18 protein-coding genes are annotated in these 19,537 nt (G+C 38.6%); all 18 read left to right on the forward strand.

What is annotated here, in order from left to right; translation table 11 throughout:
• The coding region (locus JFU56_RS11460; RefSeq protein ID WP_198437424.1) for a hypothetical protein at window positions 1-2,355 on the forward strand (2,355 nt) is incomplete at its 5' end.
• A 586-nt stretch (window positions 2,356-2,941) separates the two neighbouring features.
• Window positions 2,942-3,247: an RAQPRD family integrative conjugative element protein gene (locus tag JFU56_RS11465; RefSeq protein WP_198437425.1), complete on the forward strand. Its 306-nt coding sequence runs from the start codon at window positions 2,942-2,944 to the stop codon at window positions 3,245-3,247.
• 329 nt (window positions 3,248-3,576) lie between these two features.
• Window positions 3,577-3,933 carry a TIGR03745 family integrating conjugative element membrane protein gene (locus JFU56_RS11475; protein WP_198437427.1) on the forward strand — a complete coding sequence of 119 codons (357 nt, stop codon included), beginning with the start codon at window positions 3,577-3,579 and terminating at the stop codon, window positions 3,931-3,933.
• Window positions 3,934-4,002: 69 nt separating this feature from the next.
• The gene (locus tag JFU56_RS11480; protein ID WP_198437428.1) at window positions 4,003-4,365 is read left to right on the forward strand and encodes a DUF3487 family protein; all 363 of its coding nucleotides are present in this window, start codon (window positions 4,003-4,005) and stop codon (window positions 4,363-4,365) included.
• Complete coding sequence (locus JFU56_RS11485) at window positions 4,362-4,988, forward strand: PFL_4703 family integrating conjugative element protein (RefSeq protein WP_198437429.1); 627 nt, start codon at window positions 4,362-4,364, stop codon at window positions 4,986-4,988. Before JFU56_RS11480 ends, JFU56_RS11485 begins: the two co-directional genes overlap by 4 nt.
• An 11-nt stretch (window positions 4,989-4,999) precedes the next feature.
• Entirely contained in the window at window positions 5,000-5,785 is a 786-nt protein-coding gene (locus JFU56_RS11490; RefSeq protein ID WP_198437430.1) for a TIGR03749 family integrating conjugative element protein, read from the forward strand.
• A gap of 10 nt (window positions 5,786-5,795) precedes the next feature.
• Entirely contained in the window at window positions 5,796-7,286 is a 1,491-nt protein-coding gene (locus JFU56_RS11495) for a TIGR03752 family integrating conjugative element protein (protein WP_198437431.1), read from the forward strand.
• Entirely contained in the window at window positions 7,240-7,635 is a 396-nt protein-coding gene (locus JFU56_RS11500; protein ID WP_198437432.1) for a hypothetical protein, read from the forward strand. Before JFU56_RS11495 ends, JFU56_RS11500 begins: the two co-directional genes overlap by 47 nt.
• On the forward strand, window positions 7,636-10,407 hold the full coding sequence (locus JFU56_RS11505) for a conjugative transfer ATPase (RefSeq protein ID WP_198437433.1): 2,772 nt from the start codon (window positions 7,636-7,638) through the stop codon (window positions 10,405-10,407).
• A 74-nt stretch (window positions 10,408-10,481) separates the two neighbouring features.
• On the forward strand, window positions 10,482-10,979 hold the full coding sequence (locus JFU56_RS11510) for a DUF1525 domain-containing protein (RefSeq protein WP_198437434.1): 498 nt from the start codon (window positions 10,482-10,484) through the stop codon (window positions 10,977-10,979).
• Window positions 10,976-12,259 (forward strand): TraU family protein, encoded by a 1,284-nt coding sequence (locus JFU56_RS11515; protein WP_198437435.1) that lies wholly within the window; start codon window positions 10,976-10,978, stop codon window positions 12,257-12,259. Before JFU56_RS11510 ends, JFU56_RS11515 begins: the two co-directional genes overlap by 4 nt.
• 211 nt (window positions 12,260-12,470) lie before the next feature.
• The gene (locus JFU56_RS11520) at window positions 12,471-13,805 is read left to right on the forward strand and encodes a hypothetical protein (protein ID WP_198437436.1); all 1,335 of its coding nucleotides are present in this window, start codon (window positions 12,471-12,473) and stop codon (window positions 13,803-13,805) included.
• A 297-nt stretch (window positions 13,806-14,102) separates the two neighbouring features.
• Window positions 14,103-15,905, forward strand: coding sequence for a conjugal transfer protein TraG N-terminal domain-containing protein (locus JFU56_RS11525; protein ID WP_198437437.1), 1,803 nt, complete (start codon window positions 14,103-14,105; stop codon window positions 15,903-15,905).
• 279 nt (window positions 15,906-16,184) lie between these two features.
• Complete coding sequence (locus JFU56_RS11530) at window positions 16,185-16,400, forward strand: hypothetical protein (RefSeq protein WP_198437438.1); 216 nt, start codon at window positions 16,185-16,187, stop codon at window positions 16,398-16,400.
• 448 nt (window positions 16,401-16,848) lie between these two features.
• Entirely contained in the window at window positions 16,849-17,271 is a 423-nt protein-coding gene (locus JFU56_RS11535) for a CFI-box-CTERM domain-containing protein (protein WP_198437439.1), read from the forward strand.
• 16 nt (window positions 17,272-17,287) lie between these two features.
• On the forward strand, window positions 17,288-17,845 hold the full coding sequence (locus JFU56_RS11540; protein WP_198437440.1) for a hypothetical protein: 558 nt from the start codon (window positions 17,288-17,290) through the stop codon (window positions 17,843-17,845).
• 399 nt (window positions 17,846-18,244) lie between these two features.
• Window positions 18,245-18,796, forward strand: coding sequence for a hypothetical protein (locus tag JFU56_RS11545; RefSeq protein WP_198437441.1), 552 nt, complete (start codon window positions 18,245-18,247; stop codon window positions 18,794-18,796).
• 153 nt (window positions 18,797-18,949) lie between these two features.
• Entirely contained in the window at window positions 18,950-19,504 is a 555-nt protein-coding gene (locus JFU56_RS11550; RefSeq protein ID WP_198437442.1) for a hypothetical protein, read from the forward strand.
• The last annotated feature ends 33 nt before the right edge of the window (window positions 19,505-19,537 follow it).

Below are 19,537 nucleotides of genomic sequence, written 5' to 3' on the forward strand. Positions count from 1 at the left end.
ACAGCGACGGGTTTCGACATAGATATTAGCTTACCTGCTGGCTCTAGTAGTGAAGTGATTAGCAAAATGATTGCAGTGCAATCTAGTGCGAAGCAAAACGCTGGTAAAGTTCAAATGTCTGTCTCGGCACCATCTTCTGCAATCATTGTTGAATCTATGCTGTCACGAATTCCAGATGCAAGTAACCCAAACAGTAACAAGATGATGCAGGGAATCAACCTTAACAACTTTGACTTAGACAATGTAAAGCACATCGATGCGAACAACATTGACGTGTTAAACATGAAGGTTGGTGAAGACTTGTTTGTATCAAGAGATACGACCATTGGTCGTGATCTAGTGGTAACCGGTAATCAGAAAATCAAGGGTGACCAAACGGTAGCTGGTAACCAAACGATAACTGGTAAGTCAACGTTCAAATCAGATGCGACGTTTGATAAAGATGTTGTAATAAATGGCAAGATCGATGCTAAGGGTGGAATTTCATCTGGTTCAACACAGATTGTCGATGCTGACGGAACGCTGTATGACCAGGGGGTTAAAGTCAGAGACATTTATTCCCAACTTAAGGGGGATAACAAGTTTGATGGAAACAATTCCTTTACTGGTGAAACATCATTTGTTGGTGGTATTAATTCTGTCGGAGACATTATATCGACAGGTGCTGTTAAGGCGTCATCATTTGTCGAAAATGGCCTTAATCTAGAATCTAAATACCTGGGTATTAGCGCCACTGCTGTTAACGCAGATAAATTGGGAGATGTAGCCGCTAATCAATATTCGCGTATTGATCAGCAAAATACATTTACTGCTGTTAACCGATTTCTTAATAATGTAGTTGTTGACAAAAAGATCACAGCTGCTTCCTTTAAGGGCGGTACTTTTGACGGTACAGAAATTAGTGGTACAGAATTCATTGAGAATGGCCAATCACTTAAAGATCGTTATTTAGGTGTTGATGCCACAGCAAAAAATGCACTTAATGCAGATAATGCGGATAATCTTGGTGGGGTAGCTGCAGAAAAGTTCGCTCGTCGAGATCAGTTTAATAAGTTTATTGAAAACGCCGAATTTGAAAAAAACTTAACTGTGTCAGGTTTACTTAATGCTGATCAAGGTATCAAAGTAGGCGGTACAACGGTTATTGATAAAAACGGTGTGTTTTACGATAACGGTAAAAAACTGAGTGATATATACAGTAAACTTAACGGTAATAATGAGTTCAACGGTTCGAATTCTTTTGTTGGAAATACCGAGTTCAAAGGTCGTGTAAATTCAACGAGCACAATTAACGCCGCACGTTTATCTGAAAACAATGTGTTACTGAGTAAGAAATACCTTGGTATAAATGCAACTGCAGCAAACTCTCATCAATTAGGTGGAGTCGCTGCGGGTAATTATGTGCGTCGTGATGCAGAGAATGTTTTCTTTAAAACACAGCGATTTAAAGAAAATGTAAATGTAGATAATGATATTACTGCAAATGCAGTAACAGCACGTACTCTTAGAGCTTCTGGTAAAGTTGTTACTGCTTCAGTTGAAGCGAGTGATGTGGTAGAAGGTGGTGTTTCGCTAACGGATAAATACTTAGGTATTGATGCGACAGCGAATAAAGCCTTAAACGCTGAGAAACTTGGTGACATAGCAGCAGCTAATTACGCTCGTCTTGATGTAGGTAATACTTTTCAAGGTGTTAGCATTTTCAATAGTCAGGGGCAGTTTAAGCAAAACGTTGTTGTTGGAGGCATGCTGACGGCTTCAAGTATTAATGTCGGTGGCGTTGTTACTGCGGCGGACTTTAGCCTTAAAACAGCTATTGGTGGCAAAAAATCATTAACTGAGGCACTAACCTGGATTAAAGATTGTGAATCACAAAAGATTGATGCTTGTAAATCTAAACAGTCATCAACACCACCACCTGTTCAGAACTATGCCTTCGGATTTTATTTAGGTTCATCTGGCGGCGCTCTTTTCACTGCATCGTCTGGTGATAAAGCTAACCGAGTATTACTCAATAAGGCGCACTATGGATCTAGAGTTAAACAAACGAGACGCGTTCGTAAAGGTAGTGGGCGTGAAGGTTACTGGGCAACAGAAACATATTATGTGAATGGAGGTAGATCTAGTGGATCGTACTCGATTAGAAACTCAACGATTAAAGGTGCTAAAGTACAGTGGAAAATTGGTAATTCGGTTAAATGGACTGGTAACATAGGGCAGCAGTATACGCCTCTACGCGGCTTATATAGTTGGACTGTAAGTGTTTTAGACAGTAAAAATAAAGTCATATCTTCGTCATTGGTTAGAATTGGTAACCATGGTTATCAACATGCTAATGGTGGGGTCTATTATTAATGTAATGATATAAATTCAAAACTCTAAGGCCGCTAACATTATTGTTAGCGGCCTTTTTCATGTCTTGAATTAACCAATCTTACAATAAAGAGCCTTTCAATAAACTCTCATTATCACCATTAGCCAGTCCTATCTAGGCGTCGAAAAAACAAACTAATATATAAGCAAACTCCCAATTAAATTCACTAGTTTTTAACACCGAAATCTCAATATTCAGCCGATCCACATTTCTCGTTTTTAATCGTTTATTATTGGTCGTAGTTAACAGTGAGGTCAGGTCAGTGATAAAAATATACATGGTACGTCGAATGACTGCCCGAAAGGATTATCAGTTCGTAGGTCTATTTTGTGTTAACAACGTGAGTATGTTGAGCCGTTCCCTTCGTGATACCGGTGTAGACCCTAAATATTGTGATTCACTATCTCTTAATGACCTCAACGATTTCGCTATAAAATTAGTTGGTAATATACGTAAAAATGGCCGGTTTTTTGTTAGCAACACAATTTTTGACAATCAGGTCGAATCATTGATTAAAGATGGTGATTGGAAGTCCGTTTTAAACTCTATAGAACTTAAGGATGTCGTGTGAAAAAAATATTGGCGTTGGCATTAACATTGTCGTTTGTTAGTGCTCCATTAAGCGCATTGACGTGGGAGGAGGCTGAATATCTCAATAAGCTAAAGCAACACTTAGCCGCCTCAATACCAATCGCTGAAAGAGCTTCGGCTGCCGCATCATCAGGTAGAGTTCATTTTAAATACGGGCAACTAAAAGCTGATTTAGAAGAGATGCAAAGACTAATTAACAATCACCTGAATTCACCACAACTTCCAAGAAGTTTAACGGACCTAACACTTTCATATAGCAGTGTTAGTCGACAGGAAGAATAATTATGGCATGTCATGAGCGAGGTATTGATTACCAACATTGCATGGAAGTCGTGTTTAACACTGGCGGAATAGCAGACATATTTGACTATTACACACTATTTCAATATTCAGGGCTTGCAATCTTATTACTTTTCGGAGCTTGGGTGCTCGGAAATGTCTATGACGCGTTTAGTGCTAGAAATTTATCATTTGCGTATGCAGCTAAGGCGGTGGCCAGGATACTGGTACTAGTGTCCTTTGGCATGTATCTGATGACTGGTGGATAACAATACTAAGCGAATTGAATAAATAACATGAAACCTAACAAATTAATTAACTAGGAAATAACAATGAAGAAGATGATCAATAAACTAAGCGCGAAAATGTTGACTGTGTGTATTACATCCTCATTAGCAACTCAAAGTGTGTGGGCTGCGGGTATCCCCCCTGTGACAGCCCCAACTGGTGGTAACGGTGGTGGCCTCATAAAAACCTTCCAGAATTACATGGGAGATGGGATTTTGCTAATTGGTTTAATGTTGAGTTCGTGGGCTTTGATTCGCGTCGTATCCAATGGGATAACAACGTATGGTGAAATTAGTGATGGTAAGGCTACATACAAGGATCTTGGGACTACCGCGGTCGTAGGTGTGGTACTTGCCTCTGCAACATTCTGGATGGTTACACAAGCAACTGAAATATTTTAACGATTAACAGTTAGCGATTGTTTTAGTGCGTTTTTAACTGAAATCGGATCACGTTAAATAGGATTCAACATGGCAAAACATCACTCCATCCCAACAACGCTGGAACGAATAAGTTATGAACCAGCACTTTGGAAAGGGCTCACAGGAAATGAAATCTTCATAATTGGAGCTGTGAATATCATTCTATTTAGCGTGATAGGTGCGGTAAGTGGTTCATTTTTCGGTATAGGCATTTTAGGCTTTGCTGCAGGCGCACTTTTTGGAATCTTTATGTTGGGTGTTATCGGCGGTAAAATTTCAATGATGAAAGAGTCAAAACCAGCTGAGCTGTTTTGGGTGGATTTCGAACTGAAACTGTTAAAGAAATTTAGTTTTAAAAGTGATTTATTTTACAAACGACAAGTTTGGTCGTTGGAGAGGAACCGTAAATGATGGGTAGCAGATCAATGAATGAACTTTCAGCAAAAGATAAACATTTGCGCGATTCAAAGATAGTGATGTTTATTATGCTTTTGGTTATTTTAGCTCTCATCGCTGCACTGGCAAGTGCTCCATCTCGACTGCGTGTTTATGTTCCGCCTGTGCTAACTCGCGGAAGTGAGATGTACGCCGGTGAAGTACCTAAACCTACTATTTATTCTTTAGCCTATATGATATTTCAAACTCTTAATACATGGGATAAAGATGGTGCTATTGATGGCAAGGAAAATCTAGAGTCCTTTCGTTGTTACATAACAGAAGATTTTCGAGGTAAATTGGAAGATGCTCACGAGCAAAGATTGCAGAGAGGCGAAGCATCAGGCCGTGTTCGATATGTTAGTGAAGCTCATGATACCGGATATGATGAAAAGATGGTAATCCCTAAATCAGCGGGTAAATGGCATGTGCAATTAGATCTTAAATTAAATGAATTCATTAATTCAACTTTAGTCAAACAGGCAACTGTGCGTTATCCACTTGTGCTAGTTGCCGATGACTCAACCCCAAGTTGTAACCAATGGGGTATTAAAATCGCAGGGTTTTACACTACACCTCACCGCATAATCATTAATTAATAGGGTCTATCATGCTGCGTTTTCTTACTTTTATTTTAATTCTATTTGTTACATCGGCTAGTGCTACCGAGGTGATAACGTGGAAGAAAGAGCCGATTAGAATCACCTTGACTAAAGGTAAAGAACGGTTACTTAAGTTTCCGGACCACGTCTTTTACCAAAAACCATTAGCAGTATCGGATAAGGTTGATATCAGTTCTGCGCAAGGGACAGTCTATATTACAGCGAAAGAAGAGTTTGATACGACACGATTCAGATTTCGACTTAATGATAGTCAAAAGATAATACTAGTGGATATTCAATCTGTTGACGCTAGTAATATCACGAACGAAAATGTGATAATTAAACTACCTCAAAAACAGAAGGTATCTTCAGAATATGTTCAGGAAAATGCAACGAGCAACACAACGTCAGGGCGTGTAACTCCAATTCAGTTAACTCGTTATGCAAGTCGTGCTCTGTATGGACCAGAAAGGTTAGCCCTATCTGACAGTCGTATAGCCACACTAGCTGCACCTGATATTGATTTGAGTAATCTATTTACAGGAACTAGTTTTAACACTTTCAAATTATCAACTATTGCTGTTTTTAAAACTGATGAATTTGTTCTTACAGCTATAAAAATTGTTAATAAGTCAATGTTAGAACAGCCCATTGAGTTTAAAGATATTAATGCTGACTTCAGCTATGCAACGCCGCAGCACCTATTTGTAAGGCAGAAAAATGCACCTGGCGACACGACAGTGTTGTACCTCGTCACAGATAAACCGTTAGCAAATGCGATTTATGTTTTTTAAGGAATAATTTATGAATTCAAATCCAATTGTTACTAAGTGGGTACCTGGAATCGTTATTTTAATTTTGATTCTTGTTGCTGTTAGAGTTTCTAAAGGTGGTGACACCAGTATTATAGATGCTGAATCAGGGACTGTAACGGAAACCGTGACCAATGTTAAACCAACTGCTGTTGATTTAACTGAAGAGGGCGATACAGGCTCTGATACATTAAAAACATTGGTTGCCTCAATGAAGGAAATGCAACAAAACATTCAAGAACAAAAAGATGATAAGGCAACTATCATCAATGAAAACAACATTCTACGTAACCAGTTACAGCAAGAGCAGGTTGAAAGAGATGGTATGAATACTAGGATTACCGATTTAATTGGTAAGGTATCTAACTTCTCAGAAAACTTAGAATCTATAAAGGCAAGCGGGAATGGTGAAGGTCTTGATCAAGGGGTAGTGCTTGAAGACGAATATCCGGTTGATAGTCGCTACCCAGCTAACATTACTGCTAGTACGTCAAACACAAGACCAAGACTAAAACCACCTTCGTTTAGTCAACCAGAAAGCACGGCAACACTGGATAACTACTCAAGAAAAGTTATCAGTGGCCTTGATTCATCCGGAATTACTGATGGTTATTCTGAATGGGTAATGCCAATAGATGCGGTTAAAACCACTGATGAAGACGGTAAGTCGACAATTACAATGCCTGAATTTGGAGAGCAAGATGAAATAGTGTCATCTCAAACGTTAACAGCGCAGGAAAAACTCGAAGATTTATTCAGTGCTTACGCCACCATTCCAAGAAATGCAACGCTTTTAGATTCAGTAACACTAACCGCTATGATTGGTCGCATACCATTAGAAGGTAAAGTTGTAGATCCATATAAGTTCAAAGTACTTTTAAGCCGAGAAAACTTGGCCAGTAATGGTATTTTTATTGAAGGTATTGAAGGCGCGGTGGTTAGTGGCACTGCTCGAGGTGATTATACTCTTAAGTGTGTATCAGGTGAAATAAATTCCTTTCTCTTTACTTTTACTGACGGCACGATTTTAAGTTACCCAGAAGGTAATGAGCCAAGTGCCAAATCATTAGGGTACATTAGTGATAATAAGGGGATCCCGTGTGTATCGGGCAAGCTGATCTCTAATGCAGCGTCTTATTTGACTCAGTCAGTTGGCTTAGATGTCTTAAAGGCGGGGGGGGAAGCATATGCTGCAGCACAAACTGCAGTAACAACAAATGGTGGAGATACTACAACCTCTGTACCTGGGAGCATTGGAGAGTATGCAGCTGGTAAAGCACTAAGCAATGGTACCAACACAGTGACAAGCTATCTAGAAACCCGTCAGCAAAGTGCATACGATGCAGTATTTGTACCACCGAATAAGCTTGTTGTTTTACATATGGAAGAACAAATTGACATTAATTACATTAAAAATGGCAGAAGGACTAATCACTATGAAAACCAGTTTTCTAAAAACGATAATTATTACGGCTTGGATTAGTCTTTTAATCGGGTGCTCTTCAAGTAAAGAATCTGTTATACCACCTGTTGATACGACTATTAAAGAAGTATATGAATCACATGCTAACGCGTCAGGGCAGCAATCAATGCGGTTAGCTGTTCAACGCCCGCTATTGAGCAAGGAACTTAACATGGATGCGTATACCTTGCATAATACGCCGAAACCGGATTATAAATTGTTACCAAATCCAACATTGTACATGTTTGTCTCATCAAAATTATCAAGAGACCGCTCACCTATACCTGCATTTATCACGGAATTTAAAATGTACGAACGAGATGAATATGCGCTTCCTCATGAAGTGTCAATAAACTGGGAGCAAAAATAGATGCTTGATACTACAGGTATTCTCGATATGTTAAAAACGCAGGTACGTCAGGCTCTTGGAACGGCTAAGCGAGATAATGCCCGTATCGAACGGGCTGTAACAGAAAAACAAATGGAAGACCTTTACGAAACTAATAAACAGTCATTTATTGATTTTCTTCCATGGATGGAATACCTCAATGATAGTGAGCAATTCTTATTAGAAGACTGTTATTCCGTAGCAGCGGTTTACACTATCAGACCTATCGCCACTGAAGGTGTGTCCGAAGATGACTTGATCATGAAACGCAATGCCTTGCAAGACATGTTTCAAGACATATTCACTCCTAGCGCTGGCGGCGATTGGGTCATTCAGCAATATAGTTATGCTGACACGCAGTTACAAGAATATATGGAAGAAATCAAAGAAAGTATTTCACCTATAGCCCGAGGTACCCAGTTTACCGAAGAATATCTTAAGGTTATGGAAGAATTTTACCGCGGTACAGGGGCAAATGAAAAGGGTATTTTTGAAGATACGCTTGTGACTAACTCGATGTATCGTGGTCACTTACGCCAAACTAAGCTAGTGTTCTACCGCCGTTGCTCCAAAGCACTTCAACGTGATACTGATCATAACCCTCAATCAGAATTAAATGAAATATGTGAAAGATTAGAAACACAATTAAAATCAAATAATATTAAATTTCAACGTGATAACGGTAAACGTTTCTTCCGCTGGATGCTTGATTGGCTTAACCCTAAACCAACATTTGGCGAAAGCAAAGAAGACTTCCTAAATATGATGTCATTTCCAGAAACCAAGGAAGAAACTCCTTATGGTTATGACCTTAGTGAACAACTCTTATTTAACAAACCTGTATCTATTCCAGAGAAAGGCGTATGGGAATTTGATCAAATGCCCCACCGTTTTGTCAGAGCGCGGAGTATACGTCGAACACCTGAACTTGGTCAGCTGTCTGGTGAGGTAAAAAAATCAGAACAGGGTTTCTCGCAATGCTTCTTAGATGGCTTACCTCCTGGTTCCGTTGTCTGTCAGTCTTTTGTTATTTCATTTCAATCAGAAGTCGAAAAACATATTGAAAAAATTGAAAATTCATCAAAAGGTGATTCAAGAGAATCTGAAAATACTTTGAACGCTGTGGCTATCGCGAGAGAATTTATGGATAGCGACCAACATGTTTGTAATGGTAGCTTCGGTGTCTTTATTCGTGCAAACAATGATAAAGAGTTGAAACGCTATACCAACGATGTTTATTCATCAATGGCTTCTAATAGTATCGTCCCATACCCTGCAGCGGGTGATTCATTAGCTACTAATGCTTATTTATTGCATTTACCAATGATGCTTAATCCGACTCTAGCCAATAAAAAGAAATATTTAAAACCCTACTGGGTCCAACATATGATGAATATGTCATTAATGTTTGGTCGTAGTACCGGCTCAGGTAACGCATTGGTTAACCTCTTCAATCGTGGAGGGAGCCCACTTAGCTTCGATTTTATGAACAAGGATAAAAGCTCAAATTCGCACATGCTTGTCCTTGGGCCGACCGGCTCGGGTAAATCTGTAAGTCTAGTAAATCTTATCTTCCAATTGATGGGCGCCTTAAGACCTAAAATGTTCATCTTTGAGGTAGGTAATAGCTTTGGCTTACTTGCTGATTACTGCAAGGATAATGGACTTACTGTGTCGAAAAAGAAAATCACTCCAGGTGGTGGCGTTACGTTGAATCCATATGCTGACAGTCATAAACTATATGAGCCGGTTATAGAGGTTGTTGTAGTCGAAGGTGAAGATGAAGATGAAGATGGCGATGATCAGCGAGATATCGCTGGTGAAATGCAGATCGCAGCACTCTTAATGATTACAGGTGGTGAAGAAAAAGAATATGATCTCTATACTAAAGCCGACAAGTCACTAGTAAGTCGGGCTATCCGTGAAGCAGGTCAATTAGCATATGATAATAACTATGAATTACTCGCTGAGCACATTAGAGACAGGTTGAATTTCATCAGTAGTGATAGTGAACTTGACTCGGACATGCGATCTAAAGTTAAAAAAATGGCCATTAGTATGGATACCTTCTGTCATGGTTTTGACGGTGAAACTTTCAACACTCCATCTGGTGGTTGGGAAGATGCGGATATCACGCTTATTGATATTGCGACATACTCTCGTAAAGGTTATGAGGGGCAGTTAGCTCTTACATACATTTCATTGATGAATCACATTAATGGTATGGGTGAAAAAATGCAGCACGACCCGACTGGGCGTCAGATCATATCTGTGACTGATGAAGCGCACGTTATCACCACAAATCCAATGCTGGCCCCGTTCCTTGTTACAGCGGTTAAAGTTCAGCGTAAACTCGGCATTAGCTCTATTTTAGCCACCCAGAATTTGACAGATTATCCAGATGCCGCAGAAAAACTCCTTAAAATGATTGACTGGTGGATGTGTCTTTGCCCCACCTCCAAGGAAGTGGTGGAAATTGGTAAATTCAAACCACTGACACCATCCCAGGAAAAAATGATGTTGAGTTGTAAGCAGTTACCAAAACGCTATACAGAGGGCATGATCTTATCAAATTCATTGCCAGAAATGCTATTTAGAACAATACCACCATCATTAATATTGGCTCTGGCACTAAATGAAAAAGATGAAAAAGCAGACCGAGCTGTGTTGATGAAAACTCATAAGATATCAGAGGTTGAAGCAGCTTATATGATTGCAGAAGAATTTGACCGGCTCCGCGGTATTGCAGCTTAAGTTAGGTTTTGTCTCTTATTTTTGTTTTGAACTGTGGCCATAACATGGCCACAGTGTCTGATAAGGAAATTATAATGGGTAGTCGGTATAAATTGTTAATCAGTATCAGTATCTTTTTATCACTAATAACAAGCGTAAATGCGGCGGTGCCACCACCATTTCGAATTGAAGTGTTCACCACTAGCATCCAATCTGACCTATTAAACATCCCAAAATTGGAGCGATTAACAAAATCTGATGTTGATGTTTACTTTGTTGATCAAAGCAAAAACCAATTGGACAAGCTTAATAACGAAATGGCACGAAAGAAATTCAATTCTGAAGCTGAAATCGCTGCGTTTATGGATAAATTCAAAAGGGACCCTGCATTTCAAAATAAATTAAAACAAATGACAGAAGGGGCAACTAGTTTTGTTTCTGCCATGAGCTATGGAATTGACAAAGTACCTGCAGTTGTATTTGATGAAAAATTCATTGTATATGGAGAACTGCCACTTACTGCGCTTACGATTTACAATAAAGCTAAAGCAAAGGATGCAGCGATGTGGGTCGATAATAAGGCAACGAAATGATGAGCAGTTTAAGTAAACTGAAAATCCCACTATTAACGATACTTGTTGGTTTCTTAATTGCATCATTCAGTGTTGATAGTTATGCAGTTGATCCATCAGAAACAATTAGCACAGTCAGCAAAGCTTATAGTGATGATGGAGACGTAAACGAGTTAGATCTATTTGAACCCCAATTTAATTTAGAATGCCTCAATGTAGATACATCAAAAGCTATTAAAGGTGTCTGCTGGTGGTATGAAATTAAGTGTTGCTGGGGGGTAGACTTTAACCCAAGTTTTATTATAACCCACTTAATACCTGAAGTTATAACAGAGGTTACCGCCACTGACACGACTCATTTAAGCGGGGCCGTTGGATTGGTTGCTGATGGTTTTAAATGGCTTGAAGAAGGTGTTTGGGGGATGGTGATAAAAAGCATACTAAAATCGGAGTTAAGTAGTCATGTAGCCAATATCATCAAAGATTCGGGCTTTGGTGGTGGTAATAAGGTTGAAGAAAATCGTCATCAGGAGAAAACGGGTACAAAGCCTCATACTAAGACGGAAGGTCGTTCAGCACTTAATTATTATGATGTAAGAATGTTTGCTAATCCTGTTTACCCACTGGTTCAAACCGCCGTAAACGCTATTGGTGGCAATTTTGGTGTGAATCTTTGTGATTCTGAACTTACAATGTACCAACCAGTATTTAGTTCCCGTGCATCACCTGAGTGGAACCTAGGTATATGGGAAGCCGCCAAAACACCATTTAATATAAAGCGAGCAATTGAATATAAAAATATGACGTGGAATATTCAGATTCCAGGGTATGAAGATTTAGCTAATTCTGTGAATGAGGCAGGTCGTAAGGTACCACACATACCAGGAATAACTAGTGGTAAGCGTTGGGGGTGGATTTACCCTCGGAAGGGCTTTATAGAAAATCAATCACCATACCAGGGAGCTGCCACTATAGCACAGCGTGCTGCTGATATTATTGGTGGAGATGGAAGCGGTTTACACGTTGTAGTCACAAAACTTTCCAGAAAACCGCGTACAACGGGTAGTTTTAAGTATTTCAATGTAGATTATATTCATGAAAAACCGGAAGGAACCAACGACAAGAAAAGTGAGCATACGTGGCAAATGCTGTATCCAAAAAAGTCGAATGAATGTAAACGTTTTCCGACTAAGACTGAGGAGATACCGAGTGTTGACAATTCGTATATATGGTTACTATGGAAACGATATAAGTGCTGTGGTGATCGAGGAAATTACATCACAGCAATTGAATGGGGATAATAAGTTTCCATTATAATTTTGAGTCGTTCGAAATAAATATAGCAGGGTACTGAATGGTATCCTGCTTGACATGCTAATTAGAGAAGCCATTTTTTTCTTAATAAATTTTAACTACTTCCAACACCCCACGAAATCTCAATATTCAGCCATCCCACATTTACAGACACTGCTTTGATAGTATAAATAAATCTTAGCAAAATGGCGTTCTATCATGAAAAAACCAGTTCTGAGCATTGCACTTTGTGGCGCTATGCTTTTCAACGCGTCTGTAATGGCAGTTGATATAAATTCTACGCAAAATAAAAACTCACAATGGTCTGATTGGTATGTTGGTGCTAAAGCTATTATTGAACCATTTAGTTCAAAAGATAAGATGAAGTTTGGTTTTAAGGTAGTAGACAATAGTACCTGTGGCAATTTCGATATGGAAACATCATTTAAAAGTACATTCAGCAAGGCTAAATTTAAACAAATATTAGTAAATCTCGAAGTCGGGATTAAAGCTTCAGTAAGTCCAGCTTCTCTAATGCAGATGGCAATAAAAAGAGCTAACCCTGATTTATTCAGTGAAATCCAAAACTTCATGGCACAGGCTCAATTCGACTTTGATAATTTCACTAAAGCTTGTGAAATGAGTCAAAACTTTCTACTAGACAATGCTGGTGGTGCTTTGGATGCCTTAAATCAAAAAGAAAATTTTGCAAAAGCAAAAAAATATCTAGCTGATACTACCTTGGCTAAAGCATATACGGATAATAAAGCCAATTTAGGAAAAGCGGGGATTAAGTTTGGTGCAACAAGTCTTGGTGGCAGCGAACCAGATCCAAAAACAGGTCAAGTTCAAGGTCCTCTAAATGTTACCGAAGAGTTTACTCGTGTTGGTTACAATGCTGCTTTAGGGCGCGATGAAAAAGTTACTGCTGCGGCAACAACGGATGAGAAAAACTCAATTCCTATCGCGAAGATGTTTAAATCTCCAGCGGAAGTCAATAAATTTGTAACAGAAATAGTTGGCGAAACTTTTATAAAAACTAAATCTGGTATCGAGACTGAAAGTGGCAAAGGTATCGATGGCTTGATAAAAGCTGAATATGAAATACTTAAAGATCTAATAAACGAAGTATTTCCTCCGATGAACGTCTTATACCCTTCAAGTACCGTGATAAACAGGAAAATCGATAAAGTAAATGATGCCTCAGCATACAGCAAGCTCACCCGTAAATTGTTTGATGTGTTGAACGAACAGAACTCGGGTATAAGGGATGGTTATGTAAACTCAATAGCTGAAGATATGTCTCGGTCAAATATGGTTAAAAAAGTTTTAGAAGCTAAACGTATCATTACAACAGCAATGCGTCATCAGGATGTATCGCAAAATGAATTACTGATGAAAGAAGCCAGAGAGCGTTTAAGTATATTAGATAGTGAGATTGCACGAATGAAAGAAGAAGAAAATCTTAAGTTTATAACTTCAGGACGTACTACAGAAATTTTGTATTTAAAAGAGCTAAACAAAAATTCTAATTCACCGAGTTATGGAGGCTAACATGAATAAGTGGGTTAAGACTGCAGCTTATTTCAGTGCGATGTGCTGCCTTTCATTGATAATTGTTTTTACTTCGGTGATGGTGAATGAAGATACAGATTTCAAAGTAATATTTTTTTACATTCGAATCACGATGTATCCAATAAGTATTGTTGCGTTTCATTTCTATATCAAAAGAAAGTTCGGTGATTATAGTATGAGACCTGAGATTAAATATAGGGTGAGACGCTTGCAATCTGTGCTTGTAGTTTTGTTTGTTCTATTTGAAGTGATACAAATAATGCGAGGTACCAGCTTATGACAATGTTAGTGAACACTGCAATGGAAGCTTATACTATTACGCTAGGTTTTTTCCTGAATAACAGAATTTGGGACCTGTTAAATATGACAGGTATAGCTTTTATCCCGATTATTGTCTCTGTTGTAAAAGCTTTTGGCCAAGCATCTGCAGGGGGGGATGATGAAGGGAATAAGGGGATTCAGGCCCTAAAGCGCGTTGAAGTTGATTTTATGCGGATAATACCTGTGATGATATTGTGTGTTTTCCCGTTAGGGCCAGAAATGAAGATAGATACGATTAACTATGCTTCAACGACATGTGCCGAGGCAAATATAACAAACAGCATTACAGGTGGAGGCCTTGATTCTTCAGTTTCAATGTATAATAAAAATACAGGATATCTTCTAGATCCAAGGCAGGGGAACGCCACTATAAGTACTGCATTACAAAGAACAGATATATCAATCAACGGTACGGCAGCTCGACCTCAGTTATGGTTTGGATTAGTTCAAAATATGTCAACCAGAGGTGCTAACGCACTTATCGCAACTATACCTTGTGAAAGTGACATCGTGGGTCTATCAATGCAAATTGCAAGTACAAAAATGAAATCGGAGGACATGAACGGCTACACTGGCGAATTCGCAAAGCAGTGTTATATACCAGGCATCGCCCTTTTAGCTAATAAAGCACCACTTACTTTTAAAGCAATAGATGACAAAATTTGGGTGGGTCATGATGAGTTCACTGGTGTTGTCGATGGAATATATGACAAAATTAGGATGAAATTATCACCCGATTACTGGGGTGCTATGATCGCACAAAGTGGGGCTGGTGCTTCGACTAACCCCATCGATCAAGTAGAAAATTTAAATTACAGTAAAGGTGACGCTCTCACAGACCCAACATGCTCGGATGGCTATAAAGTATTGAGATCATTCCTTAAACGAGACTTCAGAAAAGAGTTAGATGACATTATTAAAGATGACTTAAAAATTGCCCGCTCTGCTATGGCAGGAAGTATGATGCATGCAGGGCAAACTAAAGAGGAGTATTTGGAATATTATCAGGTGGATCCAAGACATGTTGCAAGTATAAACTTCGACGCAGAGAAAAATTGGCTAAACCAATTGATTGGTCGTTCTCTGCTGAATGAGGCTAAAAAGAACAATCCAGGGGAAAGTATTAATATAGATGGCAAAACAAATAACAATGCTTTTGATGAAAGTGTAACTTTTGTTGGTGATTTGGCTACTATATTTCTTTCTGCAGAAACCTATGGAGCAGGTCTAATTGAGGCTAGGGTACAAAAGCTAGCGATACCAATGTACTTACTCTTAATCCAAACTGTGTTCTTCCTTGCGATACCTATACTAATGGTTTTCAGTGGTTACTCTTTTGGCATGGTGTTGACTATTACAGTTACAATATTTGGACTGGAATTTATCATGGTGATGTTTGAAATTGCCCGATGGTTTGATTTTACCCTTGCAAGGCTAACGGCTGCAGGGTGGGGGAATATAAGTGATACGAGCACAGTCATATTGAAATTGGTTCAACTTGATCTCAGCTGGAAATCCTACGTCATATTACCTGTTCTATGGGCGACGTTACTCGGAACTGTAGGCTTTATTACGCACATTACTATGGGCGGTGCTGCACTAGGTAACTCAGCTGGACAAGGTGCTGCAAATGCAACGAAAGCTGATTTGACACAAGCAAAGAAAGATTCAAAGAGTGGTGTTAAAAATATGCGAGATAAAGCTAGAGCCAAAGGTAGAGAAGCGGTGGACAATTACAAAGCAAATCAAGCAAAGTAAAATCAACCAAATCTTAACCCATAGTGATAACTTATTACTGTGGGATTTTTGATTAGCAATGAATCTTTATAAATATTTATAATAAACTGTACTTCCATAAAACACCTGTTACTATATTAATAAGTAACAGGTGTTAATTGGTGGTAGGCAGAAATACTGAATACAAGTACCAATTTTTCAGTTACTTCAGTTTTTATGGATTATAATAAGCTAGGTTCATAGAAGGTAACACTCCTTTTAGCCTAAACCACACTTTCAGTTATACCGCTAGGAGGGTTAATGAGTGTTGAAAACAAACAGGTAAATAAGAATGGTTCATTACTGCAAGGCTTGATTGTTGTTTTGATATTCTTAATAAAAATACCCTTCAAATTAGCATATCTATTTTTAATGTATGTTGTACTTGGTGGTTCAAGTGCCCCCGTCAAACCTGTTGGAGATAGGCGACAATGCGTTACGGGTAAACCTCGTTCATTGGACAACGATAACTGGTGAGTTCCCACTTTCAATAATTGCAGCTCCCCTATGTCTATATTATAAGATGGCCGCTTGATTGTGTTTTTTGAGAGATAATGTACATCACAACATTCTACCATTGTTCATTTTTTTCTTAATTCGGATTTAATCTAAGTGATATAATGTGTCCTAGTTACACCTGAGCAAGTGATTAGTTGATAGCTTATAAAATTGTATCGGCCAGAATCTAAACCTCGCGACTATTGGATCAGCTGTTAGACCCTCGTTTTTTAAAGTCGATCTTGGTGCAGATTCCCATGCTTTTTGTTAAGTAATAAATTATTTGTAACCGGTTAAATATATTCATTTGCGAATAATCCTGCTCTGCAGGACCTTTAGTGAGTGTGGTATCAAGTTATTGAACTTCTTGACGAGATTATGTCGAGTATATAACCTGTTACTACCCCTATTAGTAACAGGATTTGGCTTGAAAAATAATAAATATGTAAATGCTAGTGATTGTGGCAAAGTTGCTTATTGTCCTCAAAGTTATGCTTTGTCCAAAAAACATAAAGTTACTGATAAGTATATTTTAAAAAGACAAAAGCACGGTAACCAAGGTCACGCTGAGTTAACTAATACAGCTCTTGCTATGTCGAAGGATAGCCGGTGCTTTATTGCAACCTACGCATTTGGTGAAGACAGTGCTATCACATGCGATTTACGCTTGTTCAGAGATGAACATTTAAAACCCCATCTTATGGGCCGAGTATTTATCTCAATATATTACGCTTTATCACCTCTCTTAATTAGTCTCTGCAAGCACTCTGTACGGTTTAAGTTTTTATCTATTCTTCTTGTCCGTAGTGTCCATAAATATGCCTGTAAACGACTAGGAGGTCGTCATTAATATTCCTGCACCTATATTGGGATTTTTAATCTTAGTTATAGCATTAGTTATTTTTATAGTCGGAGTAGGTCGAGTTCTTAAGTTAATTAGCTTCATATATTTCGGACTAATTCGTCTTAGAAAAGGGGATAACTATTATCCAGCAACGCCTTTTGGTTTTAAAGGTAAACTAGTCTATTCGGATGAAAATATAAACGCTAAAATATTTAGGTCATCAAAATATCTTGTCCAGGCCAAGCCTGATTTTATTTACGAAACTGCTTATCAAAAATTTACATTAGTTGAGTATAAGGAACGTAATGCAAAAGTTTATCTGAGTGATGAAATACAAATGCTAACGTCAGTGATAGCTGTAAGAGATAGTTTTAATATTACTCATGGATACGTTGTTACGGGTAAGGAAAAAAAGGGTGGAGTACTGCCTGATAGTGCAACTATTTATGGCCAAGTTAAACCTTACATCATTGAAGCCAGAAAAATTAATAAGTGTGGTAAAACATCAAAATCTTCACCTGCAAAGTTCAAATGCTTAACATGCGCAATGCGTAGTTCATGTGAGTTTAAAATATCTTAATAAGGTGAATAGGCCAATTTAAACGAGAATAAATGTATTGACTTTGTTCTTTATGGCTTTAATATTAAAGAATACACGCACAGGCTAAGCGTGTTGAAACGCCTCACTTTCAAAAATTTCTTCAATTAGATTCAACCTTATCCAATTAATTTCCGTGTAATCGGTAAACAATTCAATTTAACCACTTAAAACAGCTTTGAGTTGTTGCTTTTTTACATCCGTATTTTAGCAAGTGTTCAAACCTGTTTTGTGTGATTTTTTCACCAAACGTCAGCTTAATAGACACGTCGCTGACAACGTGCTTGCACGGTCTTATTATTAAACCGCCATATTGGCAAAACCAAAATGTTCAGGATCCTGAACTAGACCTTTATAGGTCACATCCAAAAGGAATTAATCATGGGTTACCAAGCTCTATTACAACTAGTTGTTGCTTTTTTAGTTTTAAAATTTGTTTTTCCTAAAATTGCACGATATTACTACATTATGAAATGGCACATGAAAGATGACCTCGATACCGCTTCTAAAGGAGCTGTTGCAAAGGAACATCTTGCTGATCTACGTGCTGAATCTGAAGAAAGTGAAGCGCCTAGTGTTTTACCATGTGACTCACAATCTTTAATTCCAAGTGTAGCATCTGGTGTTCAAACTAAAACAACTGTTGCTAACCAAATCGAACCTGAAATTACTGTTGTTTCCAGTCCTGAAGTTGAAACTAATGATTTTGAGACTCAGGACCTGAGTACACCTGCATTTCTACGTTGCGGGAATGGTGAAGGAATCATGGCTAGAATAGCTGCTCAAGCTAAGAAAGTTGAGCCGCCTGTTGTTGAGGTATTTAGTCATGCTAAAACTGCAGCAAAGCAAGTTGCATCAGCCACTCAACTCACCCAAAGTGAGACGAACTATACCTATAAAGGTTTTGGAACCCTGGAACCATCACGTTTCTAGAATAAAGAAAGAAGGGCATTACGCCCTTCTTTTTACTTTCGGTTAATTACCTAAGACTTCACAATGAAATTTTAGGTAATTGTCTGTTGAAGACGATTAGTTATGAGGAATTTACTACCTCGCCTTCCAACACTTCCAAATAAAGGAATGATTATGAAAATTGCATCTGATGAAAACATTGGCGCATTAAGCGGACGTATCAGCTTTACTAATATTAAAGACGGAAATGATGGCCCTTGGGGTTCTATTGGCGTCATAACTGATGACTCCTACCAGAACAAAGATAAAGTAAAAGTTGAGCGTTATCAAGCCATTACTGTTGAGGTGAAAGCTCATACGTTACTAGCTCTGACTGAAATTCTAAATATAGGTGACTCAATTCATTTAAAATACGTTCTGCGAGTTGATCAATGGAAAGATAAAACAAGCGGACTAGATCGTAAAGCACTTAAACCACACTGTACGCAAATTGTGTCTCACACTTCTAAAGCAGCAAAAGACCTCCTTAAACAGGCAGGCCTGATGAAAAGTGCACAACCGCAACAACCGCAACATCCGCAACAACCGCAACAACCGCAACAACCGCAACAACCGCAACAACCGCAACAACCGCAACATCCGCAACATCCGCAACATCAAAACAACGATGCAGGATGGGGACAGCCTCAGCAACCCCAATCGAGCTACGCACACGAAAAATCCAAATAAATCTCTAATTTAAACTTAAGATCAACCTCAAAG

Source organism: Moritella sp. F3 (genome assembly GCF_015082335.1).
Classification (GTDB): domain Bacteria; phylum Pseudomonadota; class Gammaproteobacteria; order Enterobacterales; family Moritellaceae; genus Moritella.